Genomic DNA, 26,672 nt, shown 5'->3' with positions numbered 1-26,672 from the left:
TGATGTAGAGGAAGGCGGGCACATGGCGCGAGCGGCGCCTTGCCCGCCTTCTGCTTGCCTTTAGTTTACTTCTTCACCAGCGGACACTCGCTGGCTTCGAGCGGCTTGGCGGCATCTTCCGCCGAGATCGTGGCGATCTGCTTGTAATAGTCCCACGGTCCCTTCGACTCTTCCGGCTTCTTCACCTCGAACAGATAGGCCGGGATGATGCGGCGGCCGTCGGCGCGCAGCGGGCCCTTGCCGAACAGCGGATCGTCGGTCGGCAATTCCTTCATCTTGGCCACGACCTTGGCGCCGTCATGGGGATTGCCGCCGAGTGCTTCCATCGCCTTCAGATAATGCAGCACCATGGCGTAGTTGCCGGCCTGCGTCATGGACGGCATCGCGTTCTTGCTGGCCTGTGCCGAGAACCGCTTCGACCAGGCGCGCGTCTGGTCGTTCAGGTCCCAGTAGAAGGATTCCGTGAACGTCAGGCCCTGCGCGGTCTTCAGCCCGAGCGAATGCACGTCGTTGATGAACAAGAGCAGCGCGGCGAGCTTCTGGCCGGCCGCGACGATGCCGAATTCGGCCGCCTGCTTGATCGCATTGGTGGTGTCGCCACCGGCATTGGCAAGGCCGACGACCTTGGCCTTGGAAGCCTGGGCCTGCAGCAGGAAGGACGAAAAGTCGGACGTATTCAGAGGATGCTTCACACCGCCGAGCACCTTGCCACCGTTGGCGGTGACGACCGCGGACGTGTCGCGCTCGAGCGCGTGACCGAAGGCATAGTCGGCGGTGAGGAAGAACCAGCTATCGCCGCCGGCCTTGGTCAGCGCCTTGCCGGTGCCGGTCGCGAGCATGTAGGTGTCGTAGGTAAAGGAAATCGTGTTCGGCGTGCAGGCCTTGCCGGTGAGGTCGGCGGTTGCCGCACCGGAGTTCAGCAGCACCGCGTTCTTTTCCTTGACGAGGTTGCTGACGGCGAGCGCGACGCCGGAGTTCGGGGTATCGGCGATCGCATCGACCTTCTCCGTGTCGATCCACTGCCTTGCGATATTGGTGCCGATGTCCGGCTTGTTCTGGTGATCGCCGCTCACGACCTCGATCTTCCAGCCTTTCTGGTTGAGGCCGGAATCTTCGACTGCCATCCTGACCGCAACCACCGAATTGGGGCCGCCGATGTCGGCGTAGAGGCTCGACATGTCGTTCAGCACGCCGATCTTGACGGTCTTGTCCGAGGCCTTGTCTTGGGCCAGTGCTGGCGTCGCAAGGCTGAGTGCGGCAAGCGCTACGGAGGCGGCGAAGCGCCGCGCAATTCTAGTCGTCATGGTATTCCTCCAGAAATGGTTGTTCGCCGGCTCTCTTTTCGGAACCTGCCAGCGGCTTTGCGATAGTCCTTCTCGCTGGGACGGGCAATGCACCTATCGTAGCGCGTCCGAAGTCAGCTTGAACTTCTGGATCCGCTTCCCGGTATCGACTTCGGCGGTATAGACGTTACCCTTGGCATCCACCGCCATGGCGTGAATCCAGTGGAACTGCCCGGCATTGCGGCCGCTGCGCCCAAAACTGCCGACCACGGTACCATCGTTCCGTTTCAGCACGCGGATTTCATTGTTCTCGCCGTCGGCGCTCAGCAGATAAGTCTGCTTTGGGTCCGGCCAGATCGCGATATCCCACACCGCGCCGTTGCCGCGTGTGTTCTTTTCGTAGAACCATTCCTTAACGAAGGTTCCATCTTTCCTGAATACCTGGATGCGGTTGTTGATGCGATCGCAGACATACAGCAACCCGTCATTGGCGAGCTTCACGCAATGCACGGGGTTGGCGAATTGCTGCGGGGCTGGTCCATTGGGATCGTAAGGTGGTTGCTTGTCATCGCTGGGCGGCTTGCCGTAGGCGCCCCAGTGCCGCTTGTAGGCGCCAGTCGTCGCATCAAACACGATGATGCGGCGATTGCCGTAGCCGTCGGCAACGAAGATTTCATTGGCGTCCTTGTCGACCGCGGTCTCGGCGGGCTTGCCGAGTTGCGTGGTGTCACCGGAGCCCTTGCTCGGCGCGATCTTTCCGATCTGCATCACGAACTTACCGTCGCCGGTGAATTTCAGGATCGCATTGTCGTTGTCGGCGTTGCCGCCGACCCATACGAAACCTTTCTCATCCACTTCGATGCCGTGCTCGCGGCCGACCCATTCATAGCCTTCGCCAGGGCCGCCCCAGGAGCGCAGCAGATTTCCGTCGGCGTCGAACTCGAGCACCGGCGGCGCCGAAACGCAGCATTTCGAGCGGGGCGGATTCAGCGCAGCACCCTTCTCATCGTCGGTGAGCGAGCGCGGACGATGGATCACCCAGATATGACCCTGCGCATCGACGGTGATGCCGCCGACCTGGCCGAGGATCCAGTTGTTCGGCAGCGGTTTTGGCCAGGACGCATCGACGGCGAAGGTTGGGATTTCGCCGGCGCGCGACGGAGGGAGCGTCGCAATCAGCATTGCGGCGGTGAAGCAGGCTGCGATGGTTCCGGAAAGAGTCAGGCGAGCGCGCGTAGATGTCGGCGTCATAGATGCCTCCCGATATTTTTCTTGGCGGGTTTGTCCCGCTTGGGCGGGCAGTCAATCGTGGGGAGGGGGAGGAGTCAACGGTATGACGCCGTCATTGCGAGGAGCGTAAGCGACGAAGCAATCCATGCCTCAACAAGCGGCAAAATGGATTGCTTCGCTTCGCTCGCAATGACGCGAGAAACCCGCACGCTCACTCCGGCCCGCGGAAACTCATCAGCGTGCGGCTCTTGTAGTCATACAACTTGCCGGTCTCGTTCCAGTCGGGCGCGCACATCGGCACGATGAATTCCGCGGCCTGTTCCGGCGTATCCAGCGTCATCGGGTCTTCGCCGGGAAATACGCCGGCGCGCATGCGGGTGCGGATCGGGCCGGGACTGAACAGATTGACCCGCAGTTTCGTGCTCACGGTCTCGTTGGCCCAGGAGCGCACCAGCGTGTCCAGCGCAGCCTTGGAGGCGGCGTAGGGGCCCTGATAGGCGTTCGCCTTGCTGGCGGCACCCGAGGTCACGAACACGGCGCGGCCGGCATCCGAGACCCTGAGCAGCGGGTCCATGCAGCGGATGAGCTGGAAGTTCGCGGTGACGTTCACCGCCATCACATCGTTCCACGGCTTCAGTTCGATATGGCCGAGCGGCGAGGAGGGGCCGGCGATACCGGCATTGCCGACGAGAATGTCGAGCTTGCCATGACGTTCATGCAGCGCCGCGCCCAGCCGCGCGATGCCGTCGTAGTCGGTGAGGTTCAGCGGCACCAGCGTGGCGCTGCCGCCGTCTTTTCCGATCTCGTCGTCGAGTTCCTCCAGCCCGCCTTGCGTGCGCGCGACGGCCACGACATGCGCGCCCGCGCGGGCGAGCGCACGCGCTGTGGCATAGCCGATGCCGCGTGAGGCGCCGGTGACGAGGGCGATGCGGGAGGCGAGGGGTTTGGTCATTCAAATTGCTCTTATCGTCGTCGTCCCTGCGAACGCAGGGACCCATACGCCGTGAAGGTTATAATGGCGGAAGGTGTTCGTAGCTATGGCGTCCGAAAACGAAGGCCGGTGGCTATGGGTCCCTGCGCCGGAGCGCAATTGCGCCCTAGGCAGGGACGACACCGGTGGGCTTGTCAGCTCGCTTCCGCCAGCAGCGACAATTGCCGGGGCTGCGGCTCGACCTGGGTCTGGTCGGTGAGGTGGGTCGGATAGGCGCCGGTGAAGCAATGATCGGAGAATTTCGGATTGGCGGGATCGCGGCCGGGTTCGCCCATGGCGCGGTACATGCCGTCGATCGACAAGAACGCCAGCGAGTCCGCGCCGATGATGTCGCGCATCTCTTCCAGCGAATGGGTGGCCGCGAGAAGGCCACCGCGGTCCGGCAGGTCGATGCCGTAGTAATCGGGATACAGGATCGGCGGCGAGGCGAGGCGGAAATGCACCTCGCGCGCGCCGGCATCACGCATCATGCGGACGATCTTCTTCGACGTGGTGCCGCGCACCAGCGAGTCGTCGATCAGGATGATGCGCTTGCCCTCGATCGCGGCGCGGTTGGCCGAATGCTTCATGCGCACGCCGAGTTCGCGCACGCTCTGCGTCGGCTGGATGAAGGTGCGGCCGACATAGTGGTTACGGATGATGCCGAGTTCGAACGGCACACCGGAATGCTGGCTGTAGCCGAGAGCGGCAGGCACGCCGGAATCCGGCACCGGCACCACGACGTCGACCTCGACATGGCTTTCGCGCGCGAGCTGCGCGCCGAAGGCTTTGCGGACGTCGTAGACCGAGCGGCCGCCGACGATGGAGTCCGGTCGCGAGAAATAGATATATTCGAAAATGCAGGGCCGCGGCGGCTTCGGCGGGAACGGCTTGTGGCTGTTAGCGCCGGTCTCGTCGAACACGATGATTTCGCCGGGCTCGATGTCGCGGACATATTTGGCGCCGATCATGTCGAGCGCACAGGTTTCCGAGGTCAGGATCGGACGACCGTCGAGATCGCCGAGCACCAGCGGGCGGATGCCGAGCGGGTCACGCGCGCCGATCAGTTTCTTGTTGGTCAGCGCGACCAGCGCGTAAGCGCCTTCGATCGCACGCAGCGACTCGATGAAGCGGTCGATGAAACGGCCGCGCTTGGATTGCGCGACCAGATGCAGGATGACCTCGGTATCGGTGGTCGACTGCATCATCGCGCCGCCCTTCACCAGCTCGCGGCGCAGCGTCAGTCCGTTGGTGAGATTGCCGTTATGGCCGACTGCGAAGCCGCCGGCATTCAATTCGGCGAACAGCGGCTGGACGTTGCGCAGGATGGTCGCGCCTGTCGTGGAATAGCGGACATGACCGACGGCCATAATGCCGGGCAGGCGCTCGATCACCTCGCGGCGGGAGAAGGTATCGCCGACGAGGCCGAGGCGGCGTTCTGAATGGAAGCGGCTGCCGTCGAAGGAGACGATGCCCGCGGCTTCTTGGCCGCGATGCTGAAGGGCGTGTAGTCCGAGTGCGGTGATGGCGGCGGCCTCGGGGTGGCCGAAGATGCCGAACACGCCGCATTCCTCGCGTAGCGTGTCGCCTTCGAGATCGTCCTGCAACTCGATGCCAAAATTCGGGTCGAGTTGGCCGGCGGGATCGGAAGGGTTTTGCATCGCGTCCATCGCCTCTCTATCTTGGCCAGAATTAGCGTGCCGCGGGTTTCTCGATCAGCTTTTTAAGGCTGTCGCGGGCAGGTTTACTGTAGCCATCGCCGGACGCAGGGGCTGCCTGGTCGGCGTCAGTTTGATCGTCTTCCGGTTTATTCTTCTTGAATCTCTTTAAGATGGTGTTCTCGGGATCGTCCGGCAAGAGCGACATTAACCAATCCCCGGTTCCCTGCAGGACCACTCGCGACTTGGCGCCGGTGATCCAGTCCGGCCGCTGCTTGTCCGGGACCAGCCAGCTGAAGAACAGGAACGCGACCACCACGATCAAAAGGCCGCGACCCAACCCAAACAAGAATCCAAGCGTGCGATCCAGCGCGCCGATCCGGGAATCCAGGATCATGTCCGAAATCCGCACGGTGATGACGGAGACCACGATCAGGGTGCCGATGAAGGTGCCGGCCACCACCACCACGGACGCCACCGTGTCGTTATTGAAATAGGCCTTGGCGGTCGGCAGCAGCTTCGAGAAGGCATACAGCGTCACCAGCGCCGCCGCGCCCCATGCCGCGATCGACAGGATTTCGCGCATGAAGCCGCGCACCATGGCGAGCAGCCCCGAAATCAGCATCACTCCGAGCAGGACGAGATCGAGTATCGTTATCGGCATCGGCTGGTCAGGTCCGCTCGTAAGTTCTCAAGCAGCGAATCGACGGGTCAGGGTCACCCCAAGTGAGGGGCAGAAGGCGCATCCCGCAAGGCCGGATATCGCGCCATCCCGCCCGCCTTTCGCGCGCGTTGTATAGCGGCGAGGGCGGGGCGCGTCACGCCGCTTTAGCTGTTTTCACGACGGAATCGCGCCGGTGTGGCATTTTTCTCCCTCACACCCTCGCGACCGGTGTCCCGGTTGCCTCTGGGAGTGCCGCGCGCCGCGATTTCGGCAACCAGGCTGGTCAACCCGCCGACGCTGTTCAGCGACAGGCCGCCATCGGAGCCGACCTCACCGCGGGCCGATTCGGGCAGAACGGCGCGGCCAAAGCCGAGTTTCGCGGCCTCTTTCAACCGGGCCGAGGTCTGCGCCACCGGCCGGACCGCGCCCGAGAGCGAAATCTCGCCGAAATAAACCGCATCTGTCGGTAACGGTGCGTTCACCAAGGACGACACCAGGGCGGCTGCCGCCGCAAGGTCGGCCGCGGGCTCCTGGATCCGCAGACCCCCCGCCACGTTCAGATAGACGTCGTAGCCGGACAGTTTGACCCCGCAATGGGCCTCCAGCACCGCCAGCACCATCGACAGGCGGCTGGGGTCCCAGCCCACCACGGCCCGCCTGGGGGTGCCGAGCGTGGTCGGGGCCACCAATGCCTGCAATTCCACCAATACCGGGCGGGTGCCTTCGATGCCGGCAAATACCGCCGTGCCCGGGCTGCCCAGGTCTCGTTCAGAAAGGAACAATTCGGAGGGGTTGGATACCTCGCGAAGGCCCAGGCCCGTCATCTCGAACACGCCGATCTCATCGGTCGGGCCGAAACGGTTCTTCATAGCGCGCAAAATCCGGAAATGCTGCGAGCCTTCGCCCTCGAACGACAGCACCGCATCGACCATGTGCTCGACCACGCGCGGGCCCGCGATCTGGCCGTCCTTGGTGACGTGGCCGACCAGGATGATGGCTGCACCCGATTTCTTGGCGAACCGAATGAGCGCCTGTGCGGAGGCGCGGACCTGCGTCACCGTTCCCGGCGCCGATTCCACCGTGTCGGTCCACATGGTCTGGATCGAATCGATCACGATCAGGCGCGGCACCGCGCCCTCCGACAGCGTCGAGACGATGTCTTCGACCGACGTTTCGGCGGCGAGTTGCACCGGCGCGTCCGCGAGCCCCAGCCGCTCGGCGCGCAGCCGCACCTGCGCCACGGCTTCTTCGCCCGATATGTAAACCACGCGATGGCCGGCGCGCGCCATCAGGCTGGTTGCCTGCGTGAGCAGCGTCGATTTGCCGATGCCGGGGTCGCCGCCGACCAAAAGCACCGAGCCGCGGACAAACCCGCCGCCGGTGACGCGATCGAGCTCCATCATGCCGGAGGACAGGCGAGGGGCGTCCTGGGTCTTGCCGGTCAGCGATTCCAGCTTGAACGTCCGGCCCTTGCGTTTGGAGCGGATAGACACCGGCATCGAGGTCGCGCCGGTCGTGTCCTCCTCGGCCAGCGTATTCCACTCGCCGCAGGACTCGCACTTGCCCTGCCAGCGATTATACGCAGCGCCGCAGTTCTGGCAGACAAAGGAGAGGGTGGATTTGGCCATGAAGGGAGTGAGTCGCAGTCTCAGTGGAACGGGCGGGACTTCATAGCATAAAAAAAGCAGCGCCACGCGATAGAGCGCTTTGCAAACGCCTCCATCTTCTTCGGGCGTCAGGCATTGATGTCGGCACACGTCCAGATGCCAACCGGCTGCTCGAGACCGCGAATCGTCCGTGGTGGCTGGGCGGCCAGATGCGCGAAGTCGGCATCTGAACTGCTGGCCTCCGCGCGCGCCTGCCGCACCAGGTCGTCGCTGGCTATCATGGCGCAGCCAAGCTCGCGGGTAAGTGATTCAAGCCGGCTTGCCGCGTTCACCGCCGTGCCGATGACCGCGAATTCGAGCCGGTTCAAGCCGATATCCCCGAGCACGACTTCACCATAGTGTAACCCGACGCTGACGCGGATCGGCGGCTCGGCGCGATTTTTTCGTTCGCGATTGAACTCGCTGATCGACGCGATCATGGCCTGCGCGCAACGCAGCGCGTTTCCGGCGTCCGACTCGCTGGCGGTGGGGGTGCCGAACGTCGCCATCAATCCGTCACCCAGATACTTGTCCAGCGTTCCGCCATGCCGGAACACCTCCCGTTCCATCCGCTCGTGGAATAGTCGCAGCGTCCCGATGACCTCCATCGGGCTCCGGCCATCCGTATAGGCGGTGAAATCGACGATATCAGCAAATAGCACCGCGACATTCTGCGTTCGGACCTGCTTGAGAGGTTCGTCATTTCCAGACAATTGCTCGACGACATTGGGGGAAAAATACCGCGCGAGGTTGGCCCGTTCGCGCTCGATTCCGGCGTGACTGATCAGCAGGGCGTTGGAACGGCGCACCGCCAGCGCCAACGTCATGGCGACGATCAGGAACACCGTGATTTCCTGGAATCGTGTCGGAATGCCGATCGCTGTGGGGTTGATGATGTCGAACATTCTGACGTCGGAGCCGACAGCGGCTCGCACGCGTTCCGACAGCTCGGCGTGGGTCTCGGGCTGCAGGTAGACCCAGCCGACCCCGATCGCCCACACGGCAGAGGTCCAGAAGCCCATCGCGACCACCGTTCGCCACGAATAGGCAAGGGTCGCGGTTCCCAGGAAAACAAAGAAATAGATGAAAGTCTCGAACCGGAATTGCATGCCGAGCGGCCAGCTCTCGGCACTCAGCGGATTGGGCACGACGGTGAGGAGGGTCATTAACGCCAGATCGCAAAAGATCAGGAAAAGCTCCGGCTGCGAACGCCCGACCTTGCCGACCTTGAGTTGGGCCCAGCCGATCAACGCAAAAAAGCCGAGCATCACCACGTAGTAAATCACGTCCCAGTTCGGGTTGATGATCGGCAAGGTAATGGCAATCACCGCCAACGCGACCCAGCGGGCCCGGACGGCGAGCAGAAGACCTTCGCGCTTGCTGTCCGCAATGGCCGCTTCGGCGAACTTCTGGGTGTCTTGCTGGGCGTTGGTTCGCCCGGCTGCTTCGCTCCGGGGATTTGTGATATCGGCCGTTTCCGCCAATGTGCTCAAGACACTCGTCCCCAAATTGAATGTATCGGATGATGTACCATGCCACGGTACAAGGCACCGTTCACGCCAGCATGATACCACCGGAGGGCGTGCGTACTAGCTATTGAAAAAGTGCAGGGCGAAACGTTCGACGTCCGACCAGGAATGCGCCAGATGCACGGCGCCGGCATCGCGCAGCTTGAGATCATGGCCTTCGCGAATGTGGCTGGCCGCGCAGAGGCCGACGACCGTCATCCCGGCGGCAACGGCCGCCCGGATTCCGCCTGCGCTGTCCTCAATGACGAGACACTGATCCGGGCGCACGCCCAATTTGCCGGCGGCGAACAGAAAAATGTCCGGGTGCGGCTTTCCTCGCGCGACCATATCGGCGCTGAAAACATGACTGCCGAATTCCGCTTCCAGGGCCAGCACCGAAAGGCACAGCTGCAGGCGATCAATCGAACTGGAGGAGGCAATGCATCGGGGGATGTGCGCAAAACGTCTGATGAAATCTGTCGCCCCGCTCACTTCCTTCAAATCCGTTCGGAACCGGTCCAGCGTCGCAAGCTTGAGCTGGCCGGAAAAATCGGAAGGCAGCGGCTGTCCGATCGCAGCTTCAATCTCCGCCACGGCTTCGTCCCATCTCCGGCCGGAATAGCGGGTGAGCGCCTCGTCGAGCGTCGTTGAATGACCGAGCCTGGTAACGGTTTCCGCCAGAACGGTATTGGCAATCGCCTCGCTGTCGGCGATGACGCCGTCGAAGTCAAAAATCAGTGCGCCCACAATTTCAATCCCGGGAAAAATCAGAGGGTTCGCGCATTTAACATGCGGCCCTGCATGATGGGACTCGCGCAGCCGAAAACAGTCGAACACTTTCCGTTGCGTTGTGTATCAGCGGCCGCACGAAAATGCCCGGGATCGCGATCCCGGGCACTGCCGCTTCCTGATTGATCCGGAGCCTATTTCACCGAGACGAACGGCACCGCCGAGCCCGGCACCATCGTGGTCGGCAGCACGCCGTTCCAGCGTTCGGCCTGCACCAGGGTAACGAGGTTGGGGTTGGTGCCGAGCGCCTTGGCGCGGGCCTCGATGGCGGCGGCTTCGGCTTCGCCGGTCAGCTTGATGTTGGTCGCCCGTGCTTCGCCGTTCAGCCGCAGCGCGTCGGCGCTGGCCTGGGCCTCGGCGCGGACGGCGTTGGCCTTGGCGGTGGCCTGGGTGACGGTGATCTGCGCCTGCACCTTTTCGCGCTCGGCGTTCTGCTGCAGCTTCTGCACTTCGACCTCGGCCAGCATGCGCTGCTCGATCGAGTGCAGATAGTTGGCGCTGAACTCGATGTTTTCAAGCTGGACGCTCTCGATCATGATCATGGGGTCGTCCTTCAGCGATGCCGTGATGGCGTCCTTGATCGAGGCGTTGAGCGCTCCACGCTCCTGGATAGCCTTCACCGCTGTGTAGCGGCCGAACACGATCTTGACCTGCTGATTGACGGCGGGGCTGACCACCTGTTTGACCGCGGTGTCCAGTCCGCCGAACTTGGCATAGAGATCGGCCACCTTGTCGGGCGAGGCGCGCAAGGTCACGCTGATCTTGAGGTCGGCGGGCTGCTGGTCGTAGGAATAGGAATTCATCTTGTCCCAGGCATAGGTGAAGGTCTTGACGCTGACCTTCTCCACGCTGTCGATCAGCGGGACCTTGAAGCCCAAACCCGGCTGCGCTGTGCCAATGACCGCGCCGTAGCGCAGCTTCACGCCGCGCTCGGTCTGATCGACGGTGTACCAGCTTCCCGCGACGATGATGGCAATGACAATGACGGCGACGATGGCGCCGATGATTCCCCTGGGCATTTCGGTCTCTCCAGACGTGGGTGATGCGAATCCATGCGCGGCATTGATCTATGGTCACTTGCCGAATGGATATGACAGGCGTCACTTGGTCGGGCATTGATGGCGAATGGTTCAGGCGGAGCGCCGCATTCCTATGAAAATGCCGTCCACAACAGGGTGAGACCGGCGACCAGCATGATGCCATCCATCAACAATCGAAAGACGTCGGGCTCGAGACGCAGCACGAAGCGTTTGGCGATGAAGGCGCCGAACATGAGCGAGGAGCCCGCAATCAGGCCCTTCACCGCGATATCCGGCGTCAGCGCGCCGAAGCGTTCGAACGTGACCGACTTGCTCAGATAAAGCCCGAGCGAGCTTGCGGCTTCGGTGGCGAGGAAGGCGCCCTTGTTCAATCCGTAGAACAGAAACAGCGGCACGCTGAGCGGACCGGTCGAGACCACGATACCCGTGAGATAACCGATGATGGCGCCGCCGACCGCCAGGTGCCAGAGGCGTGCTTTAAGCTGATGGCGGGACAGCCAGTGCCGAACCGGCACCATCGCGATAAGAAACAGGCCGATCGCGATGTCGACGGCGTGCGAGGGCAGCGCCAGCAGCGTCCGTGCGCCAAGCGCGGCGGCCGGAATCCCCGTGACCGAATAGGCAAGGCAGGCCCGCCAGTCGACCTCGCGCCACCAGGCGAGAATGCGCGACAGGTTCGCCATCACGGCCGCGACCGCCATGATCGGCACCGCTTCCTTCGGCCCGTATTGATAGACCAATACCGGCATCAGCATGATCGACGAGCCGGTGCCGACAATGCCCGAGATGGTGCCGGCGAGCAGGCCGACAATGAGGACGAAGAGGAAGCCCAAGGATTACAGCTCCGGGACTGGCGGGTGCCGGGAATCGTGATGGCGAGGGTAGCGGCAATGGCAAGCCCGGAACATGGGCGTCGGCTTGGCAAATGTCACCTTTGGTTGTGAGCTAGCTCACATTCACGCCGCTCGTTTTCTGCAAGGTTTGTGTCGTGGGACGGGATCTTGGCTGGTTAGAGCGATCGGCGGCGCAATTTCGCCAGTACTGGTCGCCGGATGAGGGAGACCGCGATCATGGAGAAAGCACGCGCCACCTTCTTTGCGTCGTATCTGAGCGGGTTGAAGCCTAGTCTGTTGGCCTTGCTTTTCGGCGGGGTAACCACGGCGACCGCTGTGTTCGCCATGATCAGCCAGGCAGGAACTGCCATTCCGATGATTCTCAAGGCGCTCAATCTTCCGAGTTGCCGCACCTCCGACGTCTATCGCGGTACGCAGAGCGATTTCAAAAAGGAGGGCGCCGTCTGGCGTGAGTACTCGCCTGGTGCCGTCGCCTACCGCTATCAGTTCGAGGAGATCAATCGCACGCATGACAAGATCATGTTGCGCAACCTTACGCCGCGCGACACGCAGGATTGGAAGACCCTGACGGTTCACTTGCCGGTTTGCGGCGGCATCGCCAAGTTGAGTGAGGGACTTCCCGAGCGCTGGACAGACCTGCAGGAGGTCTGGCGGCCGCGGGAGAGCTGACGCCGCTTTTCGGCACAAGCACGCATGCCTGCTGACAGTATGCTGGCAGCAGGCGTCAGCTACCACCGTTGCTCCGTCGGATATATTACAGGGGAGCGGACCGTGGCCATCAAAGGAAGCTGCCATTGCGGGCGCTGCACCTGTTCGCTTTGTTCCAAGCGCGGCGCGCTGTGGGCTTATTACACCCCGGCGCAATTTCGCCTGACCTCGCCGCCGGAAAATGTCGCGACCTATCTGTGGGGCAGCCGCACCGTCAAGCATCATTTCTGCGCCGGTTGCGGCTGCGGCACCTATTCGGAATCGCCTGATTGGTCGACCGGCAAGCCGGACTTCGACAATCCGAAGGTCGGCGTCAATGCGCGGCTGTTCGACGATTTCGACCTCGATGCCGTGCCGGTCACCGTCATCGATGGCAAGAATTTGTGGTGACAGGCGGCCGGCCAGCAAGGCTAGGCGGCGTAAAGCTCGATCGGGGTATCGAACCCCTTGAGCTGGAATGCCTTTGATTGGCTGTCCTTCAAATCCGGTTGGGCGCGGTCAAACACAGCCCTCGTCACGAGGATCTGGTCGGCTTCGGCGACCGACTGGGCCCGGGAGGCGGTGTTGACGACCGTGCCGATCGCGTGAGGTCCCGGTGCGATCGGCCGAACTCGCCAAAACTTAGTTCGCCGCAATGGATGCCGATGCCGATCCCCAGTTCGCTCGCGGTGAGGCCGTGCGCTTCGACAAGGCTCTCGCGCCGGTTGCGCCAGTTGTTCTGGATTTCGCGCGCGGCGAGCACGGCGTTTCTGGCGTGTGCTTCCCGCTTCAAGGGAAAATTGAAGACGGCCATCACCGCGTCGCCGATGGTTTTATTGAGGAGCCCCTCGTGCTCCCAGATTGCATTGGCGCATTCATCGTAGAACGCGTCGAGCAGGCCTGAGACGGCATCCGGCGATTGCGACTGCGACAGGCTGGTGTAGCCGCGGAGGTCGGCAAACATGATGGTCGCGTCGATGGTGATCTTGCGAGCCCGCATCACCTTCGTGAACATCAGCTCGCAGATGGTGCAGGTGTTGGGGTTCATCCGGCTCGGACGAATGCCGAATGCGCGAAACGGCGCCGACGCCACGCCGCGAAGCAGCACCGGCACATGCATCTGCTCCCAGCACCCTTTGCAGATAAGCGAATGTTGCAGAGCTGCCATTTCCAGCCGTGACTCCCGAGCGTGGCAGGTATGACGATCCTATCGTCGGCAGCGGGGTTGAGCAAGACAAGCGCCACCGCAGCGCACACCTGCCGGCTGGCGGCCCAAGGCAAAGCTGCTAGGATCGCGTCAAAATAACCGGGAACGGAGGACCGCCATGGACGCCGTGACGCCGACGGGCGCGCAGACCGCTGACACGCATTCCCATCTGGTTCGCCCCGACAGCATGGAATGGCAGAAGACGCGTTTTCCCGGCTGCGAAGCCAAGACGCTGCTGTTCGATCGCAAGACCGGCCTGATGACCGCGCTGATGCGGTTCGCGCCGGGCGCGGTGCTACCCGACCACGAACACGTCAACATCGAGCAGACCTACGTGCTCGAAGGCTCGCTCGTCGACAAGGAAGGCCCGGCGCAGGGCATCGAATGCAAGGCCGGCGAATTCATCTGGCGCGAGGAGGGCAGCCGCCATGTCGCCTGGTGTCCGGAGGGTGGGCTGATGCTCGCGATCTTCCAGGTCCCGAACAAGTTCTTCGAGGCCGATGGCCGCGTCATCGATGCCGCAGGCGAGGATTGGGACGCAGCCTGGGGGCACACCCGCAAGGGCTGAACAGCCGTCCTGCCCGGATCAAGGCGACGTTCACCATGACGTCCGCCGGCCCCGGGTTGCGGTTAAGCCTTGTTTAGGGGCGGCTCGGTACCGTGCCGGGAATTGCCGGTGCCGGGGATATCGATGTCACTCTTCCATGCTTCGGACCGGATATCGACTGGCCTTGATCGGCAGGCGGCAGGCATCCGGCTCTTGCCGTTTCTCTACGGGCTGACGCTATTCGTCTCGGCGCTGCTTCTGTTCTCGATCCAGCCGATGTTTGCAAAGATGGTGCTGCCGAAACTCGGCGGCGCGCCGGCCGTGTGGTCGGTCGCGATGGTGTTCTTTCAAACGACGTTGCTGGCAGGTTATGCCTACGCCCATGTGTTGAACCGCACGCTGCGGTCTCGCCGGGTCGCGATGCTTCATCTGGTGCTGGTCGCAGTCACGGCGATGACGTTGCCGATTGCCGTTGCGCCGGGATGGTCAGCGCCGCCGCCGGATGGTACGGCGCTCTGGCTGTTCGGATTGTTTGCGATCTCGATCGGCCTTCCATTCTTCACGCTGTCGGCCAGCGCGCCTCTGCTGCAAAGCTGGTTTGCCGCGAGTGGGCACAGGCAGGCGGGCAACCCCTACGTGCTCTACGCCGCGTCCAATCTCGGGTCGTTTGCCGCGCTGTTCGCCTATCCCGTCGTCATCGAGCCGATCCTGACGCTGAAGGCGCAAACCGCGGCCTGGTCGTTCGGATTTGCGCTGTTCGCAGTGCTCCTGGCTGTCGCCAGCCTGTTCACCTCGGGCGCAGCACCGGTCGCAGCGCAGGCAGCGCCGCAGGACGAAGTTCGTGCGAGTGCCATTGAACGAATGCGCTGGATTGCGCTTGCAGCGGTGCCGTCCGGACTCGTTATCGCAGTCACGGCGTATCTGACGACCGATATCGCGGCCGCGCCGTTCCTGTGGGTGCTTCCGCTGGCGATATACCTGCTCACCTTCGTCGCCGCGTTTCGCGAACGACCGTGGATCGCACATGCCAATGTGGTCCGGTTTGTTCCGTTCGCAGTGGCGCCGCTCGCGGTGAGCCTGATCGGCGGGGACAAGGTGTTCTGGCTGACGATGATTGCCCTCAATCTCGTCGCGTTCGCGCTCCTGACGCTGATGTGCCATGGCGAACTCTATGGGCGTCGTCCGAGCCCTCGGCGGCTGACGGAATTTTACCTTTGCACCTCGTTCGGCGGGGTGATTGGCGGAGCGTTTGCGGGCCTGCTGGCGCCGCAGATATTCAACGGCAATTACGAATACCCGATCCTGGTCGCGCTGGCGGTGCTGTGCATGCCCGGAATCTTCGCCGGCGGCATCCGCAAGGCGGCCGCCGAACTTTGGCCGTGGCTGCTGCCGAGCATGGTCCTGACACTGGTCTGGTGCGTCACCCGTCTGCAGCTGCCTGCGACCCTGGAGCTGCCGTTTCAAGTGCTGCTCGCGTTGCTGGCGGCCGCGATGCTGTTTCTGCGGCAGCGGCTGATGCCCTTCTTTGGGCTCGTCGTCCTGAGTTTTGTTATCACCGGCGTGTGGCGCCCCGGAATAGCGCCAATCGAGACGGCCCGCAGTTTCTTCGGCGTCCACAGGGTGGCCGAAGTTGCCGACGGCAAGGCGCGCATCCTCTATCACGGCACCACGATCCACGGGGCTCAGCGGTTGCGTAACGACGACGGTACGCCGGTCGATGGTTCGCCGACGCCGCTGACTTACTATTACCCGCAAGGTCCGTTGGCTGAAGCAATCAATGCCGCCCGGGCTGCCCATGGTGTTCTCGGTCATGTCGCGGTGGTCGGGCTCGGTACGGGGTCGCTGGCCTGCCATCGCAAGGCCGGGGAGCACTGGACGTTTTTCGAGATCGACCCGGAAGTGATCCGTATCGCGCGGGATCCGCGCCTCTTTACGTTCCTGTCGAGCTGCGCGCCCGATGCACCCGTGGTGGCTGGCGATGCGCGACTGACGCTGGAAGCGTCGTCCGGCCGCTATGACCTGATCGTTCTGGATGCTTTTTCGTCCGATAGCATCCCGGCGCATCTGCTGACGCGCGAGGCGCTGGCGGGATATCTCTCGAAACTCTCGCCTCGCGGCGTGATCGTCGCACATATTTCCAACCGCCACCTCGATCTCGCGCCGGTGGTGGCCAACGTCGCCCGGTCCCAGGGTCTGGTTGGCTTCCTTCGCGAAGATGACCGCGCCGGCGATTTCATGGCGACATTCGCGTCCAACGCCCGGGTCGTCGCAATGGCGCGCGAGGCCGGTGATACCGGAAGCGTTGCGGGAAAATGGGCGCCGTTGCACCCGGGCCCGGCAAGCGCGCTTTGGACGGACGACTATTCCAACATTCTCGGCATCATGCTGCGCAGGAAATTTGGCGGGTAGCGGCTTGCTGGCAGCTACTTCAGCACGATCCATGCCGGCGCGTGGTCGCTCGCGCCTTCTTCGCCTCGCACCGCGCGGTCGACGCCGGCCTTCGTCAGGCGCGGAGCTATCGCCGGGCTCAGCAGCAGATGATCGAGTCGCAATCCGGCGTCGCGCGGCCAGCGGTTGCGCTTGTAGTCCCAGAACGTGAACATCGGTTTCGAGGGGTGAAGCGTCCGGATCGCATCGGTCCAGCCCTGGTCCACCAGCGCCTTGAACGCGGCGCGGCTCTTCGGCTGGATCAGCGCGTCCTTGTCCCAGGATTTCGTCGGATAGATATCCGATGCGGTCGGCGCGACATTGTAGTCGCCGGCCAGCACCACGGGGATATCCTGCTTGAGCAGTTTGCCGGCATGCGACCGCAGCCGTTTGAACCAGTCGAGCTTGTAATCGAATTTCGGTCCGGGCTGCGGGTTGCCGTTCGGCAGATAGATGCTGGTGACGATGACGCCATTGACGGCGGCTTCGATATAGCGCGCCTCGTCATCATTGCGATCGCCGGGCAGCGCGGTTCGGGTCAATACCGGCTCGGCGTTGCGCGCAAGAATGGCGACGCCATTCCATGTCTTCTGTCCGCGCCACACCGCGCCGTAGCCGGCCTTCTCGATTGCCAAAATCGGGAACTCGGCATCAGTCGATTTCAATTCCTGCAGACAAACGATTTCGGGTTTAGCCGCGCGCAGCCAGCGCAACAGGTTCGGCAGGCGGCGGTTGACATTATTAATGTTGAAGGTCGCGATCTTCATGTAGAGCTAGCCGGCATCACGATGCTTCGCCTGACACTTCGCTGACATTTGGAGATTCCATGTCGAAACTACGCTTCGCCGTTCTCGCGCTCGCCATCGGATGCTCCGGACCTGCGGTTGCTCAAACCACCGACCAGCGCGGCGCCTGCAAGGCGGACTATGACAAATTTTGCGCCGGTACGCTGCCCGGCGGCGGCCGCGTCGTCGCATGTCTGAACAAGCAGCAGCACCAACTCAGCGACGCCTGCAAGAAAGTGTTGGCTGGCCGGAAGACACAATAATACGGGGCGTCATGCCGGATCGGGTTTCGCAGTTATTGCTTTGACGGTCACTAGGTAGAAGCGGCAGCCGGCTCCGCTGGAGACGGAGCAGGCGGCTCTGCAGTGGCATTGCCGCCCTTGTAGATTCGCGCGTATCGCTTGCCGAGGCTGGTCAACACTTCGTAGCCGATGGTGCCGAAATGGTGGGCGAGTTCATCGACCGTAATGCCTTCGCCGATCAACGTCACCATATGGCCGCGCCGCACGGCGCTCTTGTCGAGATCGGTGACGTCGACCGCCGTCAGGTCCATCGAAATCCGTCCAGCAACCGGGCAGCGCTTGCCGGCGACCACCACCTCGGCGCCGCGGGTGCCGTCATTGGCGCTGGCGGCGCGGAAATAGCCGTCGGCATACCCTGCGGAAACGATCGCTAATCTGGTCGGACGCCGCGCCGTCCAGGTGCCGCCATAGCCGACGGTATCGCCGCGCTCGACGTTGCGGATCTGCACGATGCGCGCCTTCAGTTCGACGACCGGCTGCATCGGATTGTCGGCTTCCGGCGTCGGATTGATGCCGTAGAGGGCACAGCCGGGGCGCACCAGATCGAACTGGAATTGGGCGCCCAGGAAGATGCCGGATGAATTCGCCAGCGACGCCGGCACGCCGGAGAACACGCTCGCGATCTCACGGAAGGCCGTGAGCTGCCTGGCGTTGGCGGGATTGTTGAGCAACTCAGCGGAGGCGAGGTGGCTCATCACAAGCGTAATGCCGTGATCGCCCGCGTTGATGCGCGGGATGATGCCCTGTGCCTCGGTTACCGTCAGGCCGAGCCGGTTCATGCCGGTATCGATATGGATGGCGGCGCCGCCCGACCAACCCGAGCGGCGGCAGAACACGTCCCATTCGGCGAGTTCGTTGAGGTCGCCGATCACGGGCTTGCAGTCGATCTTGGCGTAGGCCTCGCCGGTGTTCTGGAAGAAGCCGTCGAGCACATAGATGGCAGCCGCAGGCGCCGCGGCGCGAACCACGCGGGCCTCATCGAGGGTGGCAACGAAAAACGTCTTGCAGCCGGCGGCAGCAAGCGCTCGCGCCACCTGTTCGGCGCCGCAGCCATAGGCGTCCGCCTTGACGACACCGGCGCATTCGGCCGGCACCGCCGTCTTCTCGAGCTTGCGCCAGTTGGCGACGATGGCGTCGAGATCGACCGTCAGCACACCGGTGGCAGTCGCGGCAGCCTGGTTCGCCTCGGGCGAGAGCAGGGGAATGGATTTGGGATCGGGGGCAATGTTCATGCCCCATTTTAGGCGGCGGAACGCGGCGGTTCAACCGCCGTTCGCCTCAATAGCCGCGGTCGGGCAAGTGGCCATCCTGCGCGAGATCGCTGAAGCGCGTGAACTGGCCCTCGAACTGCACCTCCACCGTTCCGGTGGGGCCGTGGCGCTGCTTGCCGATGATGATTTCGGCCTTGCCGTGCACCAGCGACATGTCGAGCTGCCATTTTTCGTATTCGGGCGTGCCGATACGGGGCTCCTTGTTGGCGAGGTAATATTCCTCGCGATACACGAAGATCACGACGTCGGCGTCCTGTTCGATCGAGCCGGATTCACGCAGGTCGGCCAGTTGCGGCCGCTTGTCGTCGCGGTTTTCGACCTGACGCGAGAGCTGCGACAGGGCAATGATCGGAACGTTGAGCTCTTTTGCCAATGCCTTGAGGTTGGTGGTGATCTCGGTCACTTCCTGCACGCGGTTGTCAGACTTCTTGCCCGATCCCTGCAGAAGCTGGATGTAGTCGATCACGATCATGTCGAGGCCCTTTTGCCGCTTCAGCCGGCGGGCACGTGCGGTGAGCTGCGAGATCGACAGGCCACCGGTTTCGTCGACGTAGAGCGGCAGCGACTGCAGCTCGATCGAGTAGTCGCGGATCTTCTCGAAATCGGCCTCGCTGATGCCGCCGCGGCGGATCATGCTGGAGGCGATGCTGGTCTGTTCGGCCAGAATACGGGTGGCGAGCTGTTCGGCCGACATTTCGCACGAGAAGAAGCCGACGATGCCGCCGTTGACGGTTTTCATCGTGCCGTCGGGCTGCACCTCGGCGCGATGCGCCTTGGCGATATTGTAGGCGATGTTGGTGGCGAGCGCCGTCTTGCCCATGCCGGGGCGGCCAGCGACGATGATCAAGTCGGAGGCCTGCAGCCCGCCCATCTTGGTATCGAGGTCGCGCAAGCCGGTAGCGACGCCCGACAGACTTCCGTCGCGCTGGAAAGCCTTGGCCGCCATGTCGACGGCGGTTGTCAGCGCCTGCGAAAAGCGCTGGAAGCCACCGTCATAACGGCCGGACTCGGCGAGTTCATAGAGCTGGCGCTCGGCGTCCTCGATCTGCGCGCGCGGCGCAAAATCCACCGGCGCATCGAAGGCGACATTGACCATGTCCTCGCCGATCCGGATCAGGTCGCGGCGCAGCGACATGTCGTAAATGGTCCGGCCGTAGTCCTGCGCGTTGATGATCGTGGTGGCCTCGGCCGCGAGACGCGCGAGGTACTGGCCAACCGTCATGCCGCCGATATCGGTATCGGCGGGCAGGAAGGTCTTCAACGTGACGGGGGTAGCGACCTTGCCCATCCGGATCAGGCTGCTGGCGGTCTCGAAAATGGTCTGGTGGATCGGCTCGAAGAAGTGCTTCGGCTCCAGAAAGTCGGAAACCCGGTAGAACGCGTCGTTGTTGACCAGGATGGCGCCCAGCAGGCTCTGCTCCGCCTCGATATTGTGCGGCGCGCTCCGGTAGACCGGAGTTCCCGCGTCGGGAGCGAGTTTGAGGACATTCGAATCAGTCAGAGCCATGGGTCGGATTATGCTTCAGATTCTTGGCGTTGTTGGGATTCCGCCGGAAGGTTGCGATCCTCAGAAGTGGGGGGCGATAAAGCGCCACTCGCGGGTCCGGTGGAAGTGTGAAGCTGCCTTATGCACGATTCACACATGTGAGGTGTGAATGAATCCCGGCCGGTAGACATCTTCCCTTGACGGGGTTGCGGCGAGAGCCGGGCGACGCGGGTACGCATTCGCCGAAAATGCCAAGGAAAATCCTAGGTAAGATCTTAGGAGAACCTGAACCTTACCACGACTTGGACAGACACATCCGAACGCGGGGACACGTTTTCGACCCGCGTCTTAAGCGTTGATCAAACCAGGATCAGGTAGATGAACGCGAACAGAGCGGCGCCCACGCCGGCTACGATCAAGGCGTAGTCGATCCTGATGTCGGAATCGAACGGGGCTGGGTAGGTCTGTCGGCTCATGGCGGAGATGTACGACGAGCCGCCGGGGGCTTCTGTGAAGTAGATCACATCGGGTGTGATTTTCTTCGCCGCAGAATGGATTGGTTAGGAAATCGGGAACGGGCCGGCGATTTTCGAGTTGCCAGTTGTAACGGACCGGAAGGACAGGCGATGGGTCAGCAAATCCAGGGATGGCGATCGGCAAGCGGGCAGCGCTTGTGGCTGTCGATGCTGATCGACACGATGGAAGAGATTTCGCGCCCGGAGCTGCGTGCTGTCCCCTGCGATGATCAGTTGCTCGCAGCGTTGCGAGCCCAACTCGCGCGTCCGGCACTGACTCATACGCCTTATGCCTCGGCGTACAGCCTGCGGAACTGACGCCACGACGATCGGGGCGGACTATTCGCCCGCCAATTGCAGCCGCGGCTGGCTCCCGAGTTCCATTCCGCGCAGCCTCGCTTCTTCCCGGGTAATGTAATCCCGCGTCATCGGCACGATCCCCTGGCGCTTGGTGAGCTGGATCTGGAAATTCATCAGGTTTTGCTTCCGGAACGACATTTCCGACGCCGCCAGATAAAATTCCCACATGCGGGCAAAACGCTCGTCATAGAGGCGCACCGCCTCTTCGCGCCGCGCCATGAAGCGGTCGCGCCAGGCCTTCAGCGTTTCAGCATAATGCAGCCGCAGGATTTCGATGTCGCAGACCAGAAGGCCTGCCTTCTCGATCGCGGGAACGACCTCGGAAAGGGCGGGGATATAGCCGCCCGGGAAGATGTATTTCGTGATCCATGGGCTCGACACGTCGGGCCCGGTAGAGCGGCCAATCGAGTGCAGCACCATGACGCCGTCGTCGCTGAGAAGTTCGGCGCAGCGCCGGAAAAAGGTTTCATAGAAATCGATGCCGACATGTTCGAACATGCCGACCGACACGATCCGGTCGAACGGGCCGGTAATATCGCGGTAATCGCTCGGCAGGAATCTTGCCGACCCCGTCAGGTACTTCTCGGCGGCGCGCGCGTTCGAGGCCTGCAATTGCTCTGATGACAACGTGATGCCGGTGACGTCGGCGCCGGTCATTTCGGCCAGATAGAGGCCAAGTCCGCCCCAGCCCGAGCCGATGTCGAGCACGCGGTTGCCGCGCCCGATCAGGAGCTTGGCGGCAAGGTGGCGTTTCTTGGCGAGCTGGGCATCGTCGAGGGTCGTCTCCGGCGTTTCGAAATAGGCGCAACTGTATTGCCTGTCGGCGTCGAGGAAGAGGGAATAGAGCCGCCCGTCGAGATCGTAGTGGTGGGCGACGTTGTTTTTCGCCCGGCCGCGCCAATTGAATTGCCTGGCGTGCCGGCTGAAATAGCGCAGCCACCATTGCAGCTTGGCCCAACGTGGGAGCATTTCGGGCTGGCCGAGCAGTATTTCGAGCGCATCCGCGATCGAGCCGTCCTCGACCACGAAGGTGCCGTCCATATAGGCTTCGCCAAGCGCCAGTTCGGGATTGAGCAGAATACGGCGCTGGGTCCGTTCGGTCAGGAACTTCGCCGACACCGGGCGGCCGGTTCCGTCACCGCAGGTAAACCTCGTCCCACTCGCGGCCGTAAATATCATCGTGCCGCGGCGAATGAACTGACCCAAAAAATAACGCAACAACCGATCCATCGAAGCACCAATGGAACGAGCTACCCTTATACCGACGCGCCACGGAAAGGTTGGTTCCACGGATGGATCAATTTTGTCACAAGTACGAATGCCGTGGCGCTACTGTGTTGGAGTCAAAGCGGATATTCCCGAATGTGGCGATCACGCAGATGCGCAATAAGCGCGCTTCCATTAGCGTCATAATCGGCTAAAAGGTGACCCCGCCGCCGGCTACGTTATGCGATGCCGGCAGCGATTCCACGTCTGGAGAAGCAGGGAATGTTGAGCCGAGCGCTCAGTTTGGCGACGGTGACGCTCCTGATCGGCTGCCTCACAGCAGGCGCGGCGCGTGCAGTGGAAAATCTCGACGCCGGCAAGAGCCCCTCCCAGATATTCTCGAACACCTGCAGCGCCTGTCACAAGAGCCCGCGTGGCCTGTTGAAGAACACGTCGCCTTCGTCGTTGCCGGGCTTTCTGCGCCAGCACTATACGACCGGCACCGACATGGCCTCGGTGCTTTCTTCCTACCTGATATCCAACGGGGCTGCTGACCCCCGGTATCAGGGCAAGGATCAGCAGAAGAAGGACGCCAAACAGGATGGACGGCCGGATCAGCCCGACCGGCTCGGTCGCCGGCAGCCACCGGCCGCACCTGCGCGGGACGCTTCCCGGCCTGACGCCGACGGAGCGCCACCGCAAGGCGAGGGCGCGCGTCCGGGCCGCGACGCGAAGCGGCTCGCACGTCCGCAAGCGGATGCCGCCAAACCTGCAGATGGACAGGCTCCGGTGCAGGCCGCTACCGACAGCAAATCAGGCGTCAGGCAGAAGCAGGGCAGACGTGGCAAGCCCGCCGCCGAAGAACCGCCGAAAACCGAGCAGGCAGCCCCCGGCGATGCCGCGAAGGAAGAAGATGCGTCGCGGGATGCCGCCAAGGCTGAAACTGCCGCGACCGATCCCGCCAAGACCGATCCCGCCAAGACCGATCCCGCCAAGACCGACGCGATCAAGACCGACGGCGACAAGCCGGCCAGCGAGGCAGCGAAGCCCGTAGGCGAAACGGAAAAGCCGGCACGCGAGGACAGACCCGAGACCGCCAAGGTCGATGCTCCCAAGGAGAACGTCGGCAGCGAGCCCAACCCGCTCAGGCCAGATCCGGTGCCGCCGGTCACGCCGGCGCCGCCAGCTTCCGCAGCGACCGCCCCTGAGCCGGCCCCAGGTTCTCCCGCAGAGGCGCCTCCACCGGTAACGGCTACGGCGCCCGCACCGCCGCCGGCCGCGCCCGCCGGCCCGCCCGTGCCGCCCATCTCGCGCTAGAATTTTCAGATTTCCGGACCCCGGTCCGACGGTGTGATGTCGCTTGACCGGCTCTAGAGCGTAGCTCTAGAGTAGTGATCCAACGGTCTCGAAAGACGGACGCGAATGACCACGGCACGCGAGGATCTGCTGGCGGCGGGATTGGCGGTGTTCGACCGCGACGGTTTCGAAGGCGCCACCGTTGCCGCCATCAGAACCCGCGCGCGGGCCTCCAATGGCAGCTTCTTCCATTTCTTCGGGTCGAAGAAGGAGCTGGCCGGCACGCTGTTCCTGGAAATTCTCGCCCGTTATCACTTAGCCGTCATCGCGGCGGTCGATGAATCCTGCAGCGCGCGGGAAGGCGTGGCACGGCTGATCCGGGCGCATCTCGAATGGGTCGTCAATTCCAGGCGCGAGGCGCGCTATCTGTTCGAAATTTCCCGCAGCGAATGGACCGAGGAAATCCGCGGCGCGCAGCGCGCACAGAATTCACGCCTGGCGGAAGCCGTCGAGCGATGGCGCGCGCCGCTGGTTGAGCGCGGCGAATTGCTGCCGATGACGTCGTCACTGTTCTTCAGCCAGATCATCGGACCGGCGCAGATTTTTTGCCGCGCATGGCTGTCGGGCCGCGACCGCGCCGATCCAGGAGCACAGGCCGACATCCTGATCGCCTGTGCCATTCGCGCGGTGGTCGCGCCCGATGCGATCGATAAACCGGGAGAAACCGTATGAATGCGAATAACGATCCCGACTTCGCGCCGATCGCGAGCCGCATCCGCGACAATGTCGGCCGCCAGGGCTTCATGACTCATATCGGGGCGGAGCTGTCCGAGCTGACGCGCGGCACGTGCACGCTTGCGGTCGACCGCCGGCCGGAACTGTTACAGCAGCACGGCCTGTTCCATGGCGGCGTCACCGCTTTCCTCGTCGACAACGCAACGACGATTGCGGCTGCGACATCGCGCGGGCAGTCGGCACTGACGGCGGAATACAAATTGAATCTGCTGTCGCCGGCGACGGGCGAGCGGCTGATCTGCCGGGCGCGCGTGATCAAGCCCGGACGTCAGGTCGCCGTGGTTGCGGCCGACGTGTTCTGCGTGATCGATGGTGTAGAGAAGCACACTGCGACCGCGCTGGCGTCGATTGCCATGCTCGACGAGAAAGCGGCTGCCAGAATCCCAAGCCCGGCCTGAAGGGGCCGGGCTTGAACTCATCACAGTGCGATAAGGCGCGTTACTTCTCGGTCGGAGCGGGTGCCGGCGCCTCGTCGTCGTGCTGGGCTTCCGGATCGAAGAACTCGCCGGCGGCGGCGAGCGCTTCGGCGGCGGCGTCCTGATCTTCCTGACGGCTCGAGATGTCCTCGCCGCGGTTGATGCGCTCGGCTTCATCGGCGCTGCGCGCCACGGTGACGCTGACGCTGACTTCGACTTCCGGATGCACGGCGATGGCGATCGCGTGCTTGCCGATGGTCTTGATCGGCGCATCTAGCAGCACCTGGCTGCGGCTGATGGTGACGCCGTCGGCCTCGAACGAGGCGATGATGTCGCGCACGCTCACCGATCCGAACAGCTGGCCGGTTTCCGATGCCTGACGCAGCACGATCACGTTGCGCCCGTTGATCTTCTCCGCGACCTTGCTCGCTTCGCCCTTGGCCTTGAGGTTGTTGGCCTCGAGGTCGGCCTTCATGCCGTCGAACTTGGCGCGGTTGTCGGCGGTGGCGCGCAGCGCCTTGCCGCGCTTGAGCAGAAAGTTGCGGGCAAACCCGTCCTTGACGCGGACGACTTCGCCCATCTGACCGAGCTTGGCGACGCGTTCCAGCAAAATGACTTCCATTTTCATTCTCCTCTTGATGTGTACGTATTCAGTTTGAAGTGGATGGTTGGCGTTTCAGGATGCGGGCAAGGGCGGTGGCTTGCCGCGCAGATAGCGTTGGCGAATGCCAAAGATCGCGTCCGCAAGGCCGAGCGCGATCATCGCCAGCACCGGCCAGCCGAAGGTGACGACAACTGCGTAGGCGCAACAGAGCCAGAAGACTCGGCTCTTGAGCGCCAGCGTTAGCGTGTGCAGTACGGCAAAGCCGGTGAGGGCGTAGGCCATCATCAGCGCAGTCGTTGTGATTTGTGCGAACATCGCGGCGAGCCCGCCGATAAAGCAAAAGGCCAGCGCGACGGACAGCGCAACCAGCGTCATCGGCGGCAATTCCGCGCTCTTCAGATCGGGCCATGGCCGGTGCAGCCGGCCGGACGTCGCGGTGATCTTGCTGGCGAGCCAGAGGTTGAGCGTCAACGTCATCATGGCGACGATCGTTGCGGCCGCCGGCGCGATGATGGCAAGCGCTGCGACCCAGCGTTCGATATCGCCCGACGACGCGGCATCGCGCGCCCCCAGAATTCGCGACAGGCCACGGCGCAGCGAATTGGTGATGGTCTCGGCATCGGTGCCAAGCGTCAGCATGGCCGCAATCGTGGCCAATGCGGCAAAGCCGGCGATCCAGAGCAGAATGCGGCCGACCGGATACCATTCGAGCTCCGGCGCGGCCGGCGTCGAACCATTGCCGGAGGCTGCACCAGGCAGCGGCCGTCCCAATAGCGAGAGGTGGCCGAGCCACCAGGCGGGCACCGCAACCGTGATGGCAAAGGCGATGCAGTAGGGCAGGCCGAAGATCGCGCCGAGGCCGGAAGCGGCGACAATGCCGCCGATCGTCGCCGCGATCGGTCCCCATCCCAAGGCCGCCACCATCAGCGGCAGCGGCGCCAGATAGAACAGCAGCAATGAGATCAGCGCGCCCGAGATGATCGAGGCGAACATCAGCGCCGACGCACAGCCGGCTGCAAGACCAATGAGGACAATCGCGATCATCAGCTGTCCCGCTCCTTTCGAGCGGTTAGAGGTCTTCTCGACCCCAACCATCGGCGACCGGACGACCCGGAAGCCTTATGAA

The 26,672-nt window shown here is 63.1% G+C and carries 26 protein-coding genes and 1 pseudogene; 9 read left to right on the top strand and 18 right to left on the bottom strand.

Going from position 1 to position 26,672, the window contains the following annotated elements; genetic code table 11:
* Positions 1 to 65: 65 nt before the first annotated feature.
* The 10 genes from IVB05_RS23690 to IVB05_RS23645 all read right to left on the bottom strand — a co-directional run bounded on the left by IVB05_RS23690 (position 66) and on the right by IVB05_RS23645 (position 11,621).
* On the bottom strand, positions 66 to 1,304 hold the full coding sequence (locus IVB05_RS23690; protein ID WP_247778318.1) for an ABC transporter substrate-binding protein: 1,239 nt from the start codon (positions 1,302 to 1,304) through the stop codon (positions 66 to 68).
* Between the two features lie 93 nt (positions 1,305 to 1,397).
* Positions 1,398 to 2,465 (bottom strand): hypothetical protein, encoded by a 1,068-nt coding sequence (locus tag IVB05_RS23685; protein WP_247786866.1) that lies wholly within the window; start codon positions 2,463 to 2,465, stop codon positions 1,398 to 1,400.
* 259 nt (positions 2,466 to 2,724) lie between these two features.
* Positions 2,725 to 3,465: an SDR family NAD(P)-dependent oxidoreductase gene (locus IVB05_RS23680; protein ID WP_247778317.1), complete on the bottom strand. Its 741-nt coding sequence runs from the start codon at positions 3,463 to 3,465 to the stop codon at positions 2,725 to 2,727.
* Between the two features lie 173 nt (positions 3,466 to 3,638).
* Complete coding sequence (gene purF / locus IVB05_RS23675) at positions 3,639 to 5,144, bottom strand: amidophosphoribosyltransferase (protein ID WP_247786865.1); 1,506 nt, start codon at positions 5,142 to 5,144, stop codon at positions 3,639 to 3,641.
* A 31-nt stretch (positions 5,145 to 5,175) separates the two neighbouring features.
* Positions 5,176 to 5,805: a CvpA family protein gene (locus tag IVB05_RS23670; RefSeq protein ID WP_247778316.1), complete on the bottom strand. Its 630-nt coding sequence runs from the start codon at positions 5,803 to 5,805 to the stop codon at positions 5,176 to 5,178.
* Between the two features lie 164 nt (positions 5,806 to 5,969).
* The gene (radA, locus tag IVB05_RS23665; protein WP_247778315.1) at positions 5,970 to 7,433 is read right to left on the bottom strand and encodes a DNA repair protein RadA; all 1,464 of its coding nucleotides are present in this window, start codon (positions 7,431 to 7,433) and stop codon (positions 5,970 to 5,972) included.
* Positions 7,434 to 7,540: 107 nt separating this feature from the next.
* On the bottom strand, positions 7,541 to 8,944 hold the full coding sequence (locus tag IVB05_RS23660; RefSeq protein WP_247778314.1) for an adenylate/guanylate cyclase domain-containing protein: 1,404 nt from the start codon (positions 8,942 to 8,944) through the stop codon (positions 7,541 to 7,543).
* A gap of 96 nt (positions 8,945 to 9,040) precedes the next feature.
* Entirely contained in the window at positions 9,041 to 9,706 is a 666-nt protein-coding gene (locus IVB05_RS23655) for an HAD family phosphatase (protein ID WP_247778313.1), read from the bottom strand.
* A 176-nt stretch (positions 9,707 to 9,882) separates the two neighbouring features.
* Positions 9,883 to 10,767, bottom strand: a complete 885-nt coding sequence (locus tag IVB05_RS23650) for a prohibitin family protein (RefSeq protein ID WP_247778312.1) — start codon at positions 10,765 to 10,767, stop codon at positions 9,883 to 9,885.
* 131 nt (positions 10,768 to 10,898) lie between these two features.
* A complete protein-coding gene (locus tag IVB05_RS23645) occupies positions 10,899 to 11,621 on the bottom strand; it encodes a sulfite exporter TauE/SafE family protein (RefSeq protein WP_247778311.1) in 723 nt (240 codons plus the stop codon).
* Between the two features lie 237 nt (positions 11,622 to 11,858).
* On the opposite strand from IVB05_RS23645, the gene IVB05_RS23640 reads away from it, so the two are divergent.
* Both IVB05_RS23640 and IVB05_RS23635 read left to right on the top strand, forming a co-directional pair.
* Positions 11,859 to 12,311 carry a hypothetical protein gene (locus IVB05_RS23640; protein ID WP_247778310.1) on the top strand — a complete coding sequence of 151 codons (453 nt, stop codon included), beginning with the start codon at positions 11,859 to 11,861 and terminating at the stop codon, positions 12,309 to 12,311.
* 102 nt (positions 12,312 to 12,413) lie between these two features.
* Positions 12,414 to 12,740, top strand: a complete 327-nt coding sequence (locus IVB05_RS23635) for a GFA family protein (RefSeq protein WP_247778309.1) — start codon at positions 12,414 to 12,416, stop codon at positions 12,738 to 12,740.
* Positions 12,741 to 12,760: 20 nt separating this feature from the next.
* On the opposite strand, the pseudogene IVB05_RS43435 reads toward IVB05_RS23635, so the two are convergent.
* Positions 12,761 to 13,488, bottom strand: a pseudogene (locus IVB05_RS43435) (adenylate/guanylate cyclase domain-containing protein).
* 166 nt (positions 13,489 to 13,654) lie between these two features.
* Between IVB05_RS43435 and IVB05_RS23625 the strand changes: the two are divergent.
* Both IVB05_RS23625 and IVB05_RS23620 read left to right on the top strand, forming a co-directional pair.
* Positions 13,655 to 14,104, top strand: coding sequence for a cupin domain-containing protein (locus IVB05_RS23625; RefSeq protein ID WP_247778308.1), 450 nt, complete (start codon positions 13,655 to 13,657; stop codon positions 14,102 to 14,104).
* 123 nt (positions 14,105 to 14,227) lie between these two features.
* Complete coding sequence (locus IVB05_RS23620) at positions 14,228 to 16,492, top strand: fused MFS/spermidine synthase (RefSeq protein WP_247778307.1); 2,265 nt, start codon at positions 14,228 to 14,230, stop codon at positions 16,490 to 16,492.
* Positions 16,493 to 16,506: 14 nt separating this feature from the next.
* Here IVB05_RS23620 and IVB05_RS23615 read toward each other — a convergent pair whose 3' ends face one another.
* On the bottom strand, positions 16,507 to 17,277 hold the full coding sequence (locus IVB05_RS23615; RefSeq protein ID WP_247778306.1) for an exodeoxyribonuclease III: 771 nt from the start codon (positions 17,275 to 17,277) through the stop codon (positions 16,507 to 16,509).
* Positions 17,278 to 17,336: 59 nt separating this feature from the next.
* Between IVB05_RS23615 and IVB05_RS23610 the strand changes: the two genes are divergently transcribed.
* Positions 17,337 to 17,558 carry a cysteine rich repeat-containing protein gene (locus IVB05_RS23610; RefSeq protein WP_247778305.1) on the top strand — a complete coding sequence of 74 codons (222 nt, stop codon included), beginning with the start codon at positions 17,337 to 17,339 and terminating at the stop codon, positions 17,556 to 17,558.
* Positions 17,559 to 17,608: 50 nt separating this feature from the next.
* Here the strand turns inward: IVB05_RS23610 and alr are convergent, their stop codons facing one another.
* From alr to IVB05_RS23595, 3 genes are all read right to left on the bottom strand, one after another.
* Positions 17,609 to 18,829: an alanine racemase gene (alr, locus tag IVB05_RS23605; protein ID WP_247778304.1), complete on the bottom strand. Its 1,221-nt coding sequence runs from the start codon at positions 18,827 to 18,829 to the stop codon at positions 17,609 to 17,611.
* A gap of 46 nt (positions 18,830 to 18,875) precedes the next feature.
* Positions 18,876 to 20,375 (bottom strand): replicative DNA helicase, encoded by a 1,500-nt coding sequence (locus IVB05_RS23600; RefSeq protein WP_247778303.1) that lies wholly within the window; start codon positions 20,373 to 20,375, stop codon positions 18,876 to 18,878.
* 338 nt (positions 20,376 to 20,713) lie between these two features.
* A complete protein-coding gene (locus tag IVB05_RS23595; RefSeq protein ID WP_247778302.1) occupies positions 20,714 to 20,878 on the bottom strand; it encodes a hypothetical protein in 165 nt (54 codons plus the stop codon).
* A 102-nt stretch (positions 20,879 to 20,980) separates the two neighbouring features.
* On the opposite strand from IVB05_RS23595, the gene IVB05_RS23590 reads away from it, so the two are divergent.
* Positions 20,981 to 21,187 carry a transcriptional regulator gene (locus IVB05_RS23590; protein ID WP_247778301.1) on the top strand — a complete coding sequence of 69 codons (207 nt, stop codon included), beginning with the start codon at positions 20,981 to 20,983 and terminating at the stop codon, positions 21,185 to 21,187.
* Positions 21,188 to 21,208: 21 nt separating this feature from the next.
* On the opposite strand, the gene IVB05_RS23585 is transcribed toward IVB05_RS23590, so the two are convergent.
* A complete protein-coding gene (locus IVB05_RS23585) occupies positions 21,209 to 22,459 on the bottom strand; it encodes a cyclopropane-fatty-acyl-phospholipid synthase family protein (protein ID WP_247778300.1) in 1,251 nt (416 codons plus the stop codon).
* A 258-nt stretch (positions 22,460 to 22,717) separates the two neighbouring features.
* On the opposite strand from IVB05_RS23585, the gene IVB05_RS23580 reads away from it, so the two are divergent.
* The 3 genes from IVB05_RS23580 to IVB05_RS23570 all read left to right on the top strand — a co-directional run bounded on the left by IVB05_RS23580 (position 22,718) and on the right by IVB05_RS23570 (position 24,924).
* A complete protein-coding gene (locus IVB05_RS23580) occupies positions 22,718 to 23,752 on the top strand; it encodes a hypothetical protein (protein WP_247778299.1) in 1,035 nt (344 codons plus the stop codon).
* A gap of 105 nt (positions 23,753 to 23,857) precedes the next feature.
* The gene (locus IVB05_RS23575) at positions 23,858 to 24,463 is read left to right on the top strand and encodes a TetR/AcrR family transcriptional regulator (RefSeq protein WP_247778298.1); all 606 of its coding nucleotides are present in this window, start codon (positions 23,858 to 23,860) and stop codon (positions 24,461 to 24,463) included.
* Entirely contained in the window at positions 24,460 to 24,924 is a 465-nt protein-coding gene (locus IVB05_RS23570; RefSeq protein WP_247778297.1) for a PaaI family thioesterase, read from the top strand. The genes IVB05_RS23575 and IVB05_RS23570 overlap by 4 nt, the downstream gene beginning before the upstream one ends.
* A 40-nt stretch (positions 24,925 to 24,964) precedes the next feature.
* Here the strand turns inward: IVB05_RS23570 and rplI are convergent, their stop codons facing one another.
* On the bottom strand, positions 24,965 to 25,564 hold the full coding sequence (gene rplI / locus IVB05_RS23565; protein ID WP_247778296.1) for a 50S ribosomal protein L9: 600 nt from the start codon (positions 25,562 to 25,564) through the stop codon (positions 24,965 to 24,967).
* Between the two features lie 54 nt (positions 25,565 to 25,618).
* Positions 25,619 to 26,590 (bottom strand): hypothetical protein, encoded by a 972-nt coding sequence (locus IVB05_RS23560; protein ID WP_247778295.1) that lies wholly within the window; start codon positions 26,588 to 26,590, stop codon positions 25,619 to 25,621.
* Positions 26,591 to 26,672 lie beyond the last annotated feature (82 nt).

The sequence above is a fragment of the Bradyrhizobium sp. 170 genome, assembly GCF_023101085.1.
Lineage (GTDB): Bacteria > Pseudomonadota > Alphaproteobacteria > Rhizobiales > Xanthobacteraceae > Bradyrhizobium.
The sequence above is the reverse complement of the archived record's forward strand: the minus strand, read 5'-3'. Positions and strand labels throughout refer to the sequence as shown.